Source organism: Desulfobacula sp. (genome assembly GCF_021107415.1).
The window spans coordinates 1-5,499 of sequence record NZ_JAIOSW010000334.1; the positions used below are offsets into that span (position 1 = coordinate 1).

Annotated in this window: 6 protein-coding genes and 1 pseudogene; all 7 read right to left on the reverse strand. The window is 42.1% G+C overall.

All coding sequences use genetic code 11. The features are described from left to right. Positions 1-134: 134 nt before the first annotated feature. Positions 135-299: a rubredoxin-like domain-containing protein gene (locus tag K8S13_RS25760; protein ID WP_367172697.1), complete on the reverse strand. Its 165-nt coding sequence runs from the start codon at positions 297-299 to the stop codon at positions 135-137. Positions 300-308: 9 nt separating this feature from the next. Then, positions 309-710: pseudogene (locus tag K8S13_RS16900) on the reverse strand (rubrerythrin family protein); the annotation flags it as partial. A 14-nt stretch (positions 711-724) separates the two neighbouring features. Then, the gene (locus K8S13_RS16905; RefSeq protein WP_291464317.1) at positions 725-916 is read right to left on the reverse strand and encodes a ferredoxin; all 192 of its coding nucleotides are present in this window, start codon (positions 914-916) and stop codon (positions 725-727) included. Positions 917-991: 75 nt separating this feature from the next. Further along, a complete protein-coding gene (locus K8S13_RS16910) occupies positions 992-1,339 on the reverse strand; it encodes an MBL fold metallo-hydrolase (RefSeq protein WP_367172696.1) in 348 nt (115 codons plus the stop codon). A gap of 72 nt (positions 1,340-1,411) precedes the next feature. Then, on the reverse strand, positions 1,412-3,556 hold the full coding sequence (locus K8S13_RS16915; protein WP_291464321.1) for an FAD-dependent oxidoreductase: 2,145 nt from the start codon (positions 3,554-3,556) through the stop codon (positions 1,412-1,414). Between the two features lie 19 nt (positions 3,557-3,575). Next, positions 3,576-4,697 (reverse strand): FAD-dependent oxidoreductase, encoded by a 1,122-nt coding sequence (locus tag K8S13_RS16920; protein ID WP_291464323.1) that lies wholly within the window; start codon positions 4,695-4,697, stop codon positions 3,576-3,578. A gap of 68 nt (positions 4,698-4,765) precedes the next feature. Next, positions 4,766-5,499 (reverse strand): rhodanese-like domain-containing protein (locus tag K8S13_RS16925; protein WP_291464325.1); only part of this gene is annotated, 734 nt, incomplete at its 5' end.

Genomic DNA, 5,499 nt, shown 5'->3' on the forward strand with positions numbered 1-5,499 from the left:
ATTACGTGCCTATAGTATCATTTCCATGAAGAATGCTATGAATAAATGGAATGGAATGGATAGTGATTTTTTGATACATATGAACGATACAACAAACGAGTCATAAGTGTCTCGCTTGTTGTGTCAGATATTTTTTACCAATTTTTATATAGCAATTCAGAATACCCTGTCGGTTTTACACAGGCAGGACACTTTTTCGGTGCAGATCTTCCTGTATGCAGGTATCCGCAGCTCAGACAGCGCCAGACTTTTTCTTCATCTTTTTTAAAAACCCTGTCCGTTGCAATATTTTCGGCCAGCTCAAGGTAGAGCTTTTCATGATGCTTTTCTGCTACAATAATATTGTTGAACGTATCTTGTGCCCTTTCAAATCCTTCTTCTTCGGCTATCTTTGCAAATTTTTCATACATATCTTCGCTGACCTATTTTTCCAAAGCTGCTGCTGAAAGAAGATTGGCACGGGTATCCTTAATTACACCCGTGGGAAAGACCCATTTCATTTCAAGCTCTCCCCCGTTAAAAAATTTAAAAAACCGCAACGCATGTTCAAATTCCTGACCTGCAGTTTCATCAAATATTTTTGCAATCTGAATAAACCCTTCTTCCCTGGCTTTGTTTGCAAAAAAATCATACCGGGTTCTGGCCTGGGTTTCTGCTGCAAAAGAAATATGAAGATTTTTTGCGGTCTGACTTTCCCTGAATTTAATCATATACACCTTCTTTTTTATTCTTCAATAATAATAGCGTCGGCACCGCATTCATCTGCTGCCTTGCGGACGATGTCTTTAAAATGATCCGGGATCTCATCCACTTTAATCGTAGACTTTAATTGATCTTCATCATACTCAAAAACTTCCGAACAAAGATCGTTGCAGTTTCTGTCTCCCATGCACTGTTTTGTAATAGTTACTTTCATCTGATTTTTCTCCTTTTAGTGGTTTATTTTTACCTTTGTTATTTCCGAATACATTCCATATAAAGATACCCGGTATTACACAATCAATTCATAGCCGCTGTTCCGCCATGCCGTTGTCCCTCCGGCCAGGCTGTGGACATGAACAAACCCGTGATTCTGCAGAAATATGCCACAATTGCTCAATGGGAAAACCGGCTTCCTGCCAGCTCTTGATTCCGCCGTACAGGTATCCGCCCCGGTCCTTGATTTAATTTCCATATTTCCCGAAATATGATCCGCGTGAACATGGGTTTCAAAAATATGGGTAATTCTAAGATTATTTTCCCGGGCAACTTCAATATAATCCTGAACATCTCTCTTCGGATCAACAACACAGGCAACACCTGCCTGTGGACAGCCGATCATATAGGAGAGACATCCCATTCCCGGAACTGTAAACTGTTTAAAAAAAAAATTCCTCCTTTCCAATAATTTATTAAATATAATTTGAGTTGATCATCCCCGCGCCCAAGCATGGTATTTTTTGATCCATGCAAGTAATTTTCCAGGTGCATGATTTTTCTTCCATAAGCCTGCCGCATACTTGTTGGCTTCAGCCATTGTGGGATAAATATGAATTGTCCCTAATATTTTATTCAACCCTATTCCATGCTTCATCGCAAGGACAAACTCTGCTATCACATCGGCCGCATGATTTCCCACAATGGTAACGCCTAATATTTTATCCTTTCCCGGCAGGGTCAAAACCTTTACAAACCCATGATCTTCAGAGTCTGCAATGGCCCGGTCAAGATCATCAATCCCATATTTAACCATTTCATAATCAATGTGAGCAAATTTGGCGTCTGTCTCATTCAAGCCAACCCTTGCCACTTCAGGGTCGGTGTAAGTGGCCCATGGGATGATGCTGTAATCCACCCTGAATTTCTTAAATCTGCCAAACAGAGCGTTTACAGAAGCATACCAGGCTTCATGGGCTGCTGTATGGGTAAACTGAAACCGGCCATGAACATCTCCGCTGCAATAAATATTGGGAAAATTGGTCTGTAAAAATTCATTGGTTTCAATATGCCGATTCCCGACAAGTTCAATCCCCAGTTCTTCAAGGCCAAAGCCTTTAACATTCGGGGTTCTTCCAAGGGCGATTAAAATTTCATCAAATGTAATTCTGATTTTTTTCCCATCATGATCGCAGACCAGTTGTTTTTCTTCCCCTGAAACTTCAATTGCTTTGGCGGAATGCTTCAAAAGAACTTCAATGCCTTCGGACTGAAATCTGTCTAAAATTATTTGGGCTGCATCCAGATCTTCTTTTTTCATTATCTGCGAGCCTCTCTGGACAAGGGTCACGTTTGATCCCAGCCTTGAAAACCCCTGTGCCAGCTCACACCCGATGGGGCCTGCACCCAGGACCACCAAATTTTCCGGCAGTGTTCTGATATCCCAGATATTGTCCGAGGTAAGATAATTTATTTGATGCAGCCCGGGCAAATCAGGAATCATTGGTTTTGCGCCGGTGGCAACAATAATATTTTTTGTGGTTAAAACTTTACCATTCACCTTTACTTCAAAGGGCGATACGATGTTTGCCCTGCCCTGGATACAATCTACGCCCAGTCCGGTGAAACGCTCCACTGAATCATGGGGTGCAACTTTTTTAATAATAGATTGAATCCGTTCCATGACCGCTGCAAAATTAAAATCAACTGAGGCGCTGTCAAATCCGAATTCTTTTGCTCTTTTGGCATAGGAGGCAAGTTTGGCACTGGCAATAAGGGCCTTGCTGGGCACACATCCGGTATTAAGGCAATCCCCCCCCATTTTATGTTCTTCAATCAAAGCAACCTTTGCCTTGACAGCTGCTGCAATAAAGGATGCCACAAGTCCTGCCGACCCTGCACCGATCACCACAAGGTTATAATTAAAAGATTTGGGCTTTAAGAATTTAGAAAATATTTTCCGGCTTCTGACAACTGCTGTAAACCGTTTTGCAATAATTGGAAAAACACCCAATAAGGCAAAAGAAAAAATAATGTTCCATGATAAAATACCGCCGGGTGATTCTATTTTTGCCAACTGGGTTCCTGCATTGACAAATACAATAGTGCCAGGGAACATTCCCACCTGGCTGACAATATAAAAGACAATGGTACGAATGGCAGTCAACCCCATGACAAGGTTGATCATAAAAAAGGGGAAAACCGGCACAAGCCTTAAGGTAAACAAATAGAATCCACCCTCCTTTTTTATCCCTTTGTTAATGGCCGAAAGCTTTGAAGAAAACTTATTCTGAACCCAGTCTCTAAACATATAGCGAGAAAATAAAAAGGCCAATGTTGCTTCGATGGTGCTGGCAAAGGAAACAAGAAGTATCCCGTAAAAAAGTCCGAACAATGCACCACCGGCCAGTGTCATAATAGCGGCTCCGGGCAGGGACAAGGCTGCCATAAGAATATAGACGACCATGTAAATCACCATGGTCCAAGCCTTATGCTGCCCATAATACTCTTTAAAAGCCGCCAGTTCGTTTTTAAGGTTGGAAAGAGAAAAATACTGATCCAGGTCAAACAAAAAAAACATCCCGATTAAACATAGAATGACCAGCAACAAAATAATTTTAAATCCCGGACTTTTTCCCATTGGTTTTTTCCCTTAAAACCTATAACACTTTCTCAATGGCTTGAAATTTCTTCATAAATTTACGATCAATATAGTCTTTAATCATAAATGCAATTTTCCCACCAAACACGAAGTTTTTTTTCTTGAACACACCCAGTCCGCCACCCACATTAAAAATCAAAAGATATTCCGGACCCGGATCAAACATTTCAAGTTCTTTACCGTCAAGGCTTGCCATAAGATTGTGCAGCAAAACAGGATTTTGCCTGACAGCGTATACCCCGACCTTATCCAACGGCTGATCCTCAAAATAGATACAGTCACCGCCGCCGAATATTTCCGGATATTTTACCGACTGCAGGTATTTATTCACTAAAAGTCCTTTATCCGGACCGACCGGCAGGCCTGATTCCTCAAAAATGGTAGAGGGTTTGACACCCAGAGCCATAAAAATAAAATCTGTTGGGAATGTTTCCCCGGATTCAAGGCAAATCTCATTGGGCTTAATCTCTTTTACATAGCCGGCTTCTATGATTTGAATCCCCCTGTTCTGAAGGGATGATAAAACTCTTGACCTGATAGTTTCGGGGAATTTGGCCATGAATTTTTTGCCTGCAAAAATCCGGATATCCGGTAGTTGCCTGTTCACTTTTTTTGCCAGCTGCCACACATTTCCGGCCACTTCGGCAGATGAAGGCCCACCCCCGACAATACTGACAAGCATCTTTTTTTGTGCAAATAATTCTTTTAATTTATCGGCTGCCTCCATAAGCTTTTCAATGGGTTTTACAGAATAAATATTGTCACGAGCCTCTGGAGCTGCCTGCATGGGAACATAGCTGCCCGCATTAAAGGAGAGCACATCATAGGTGAAGGTATGCCCGGTACTGGTATAAATCTCTTTTTTATCCGGATCAATCCTGTCAACTTTATCCTTTATAAAAATACCGCCCTGTTTTTGAACCACGTCTCTTGTGGCGAAGCGGATGTCATCGGGGCCGTATGTCCCGCCCAACATCCCCGGGCCCATACCGGAATAATAGTGATAAAAAGAAGGGCCTATCACCGTTACTTTAAACCCCTTTTCAACAAATTTATCAATATTTTCAAGGGTCATCATATGAGCATGACCGCCCCCGACAAGCACAAGATGTTTTCTCATTTCACCCTCTCCTTTTACTTGTGACCTTCAGGTTACGTGTGACCTTCAGGTTAAAGGTCACAAGCAGGTTAAAGATTGTCCATCAGTTTACCCAGGCTTGCAAGATGCGCTTTTTCTTCATTTGCAATCTTATTAATAATATCCCTTGATTGTGAATTCGTGACTCGCAAGGAGAGTCTTTGATAAAGATCCAGTGCCTGGGCTTCTATTGACATGGCAAGGGAAATCACTTCTCTTTCAGAATCCAGGTCTGTGTTGAAAAGCTCAAGATATTCTCTGGTGGAAAGCCCCCCTTCCAATGCCCTGGTTTCAACCATTTTTTCAAATGCATCTTTACTCAGTTCCTCATCACTGATGTCATTGTATGCTATATAAATAGACATCTGATGTTTCACTTCAATCTCGGATAATTTGGCAAAAAGATCTTTTACTTTTTCATTTTTCGCCTCTTTTTCCATAACAAGATAGAATTCACGTAATCCCTGTTCAAGTGAATAGGCAACCTTTAACACATCCAGCGGTTCCTCTTTGCCGCTGAAAAAATCCATTCCAAGATCCTGCGGGCCAACGGCTGTTTTAGCATGCCATGCCTTTATCCCGCCTGCCACATTAAACACTTTTTTAAACCCTTTTCCTGCAAGCATCTGTGCAGCAACACGGCTGCGCCCACCAACGGCTCAGTAGACCAGGGTCGGTTTTTCAGGATCAAGGTCATCAAGCCTGTCCGAAAGCTGGGGCAAAGGAATCAAAGTGGCTCCTGGAATATGACTCTCCTGGTATTCTGAGGGCTGTCTGACATCCA

Coding starts and splice junctions, on each gene's coding strand:
- K8S13_RS16920 (WP_291464323.1), bottom strand. CDS start 4,697: ATGAGAAAACATCTTGTGCTTGTCGGGGGCGGTCATGCTCATATGATG.
- K8S13_RS16915 (WP_291464321.1), bottom strand. CDS start 3,556: ATGGGAAAAAGTCCGGGATTTAAAATTATTTTGTTGCTGGTCATTCTA.
- K8S13_RS16905 (WP_291464317.1), bottom strand. CDS start 916: ATGAAAGTAACTATTACAAAACAGTGCATGGGAGACAGAAACTGCAAC.
- K8S13_RS16910 (WP_367172696.1), bottom strand. CDS start 1,339: ATGGGATGTCTCTCCTATATGATCGGCTGTCCACAGGCAGGTGTTGCC.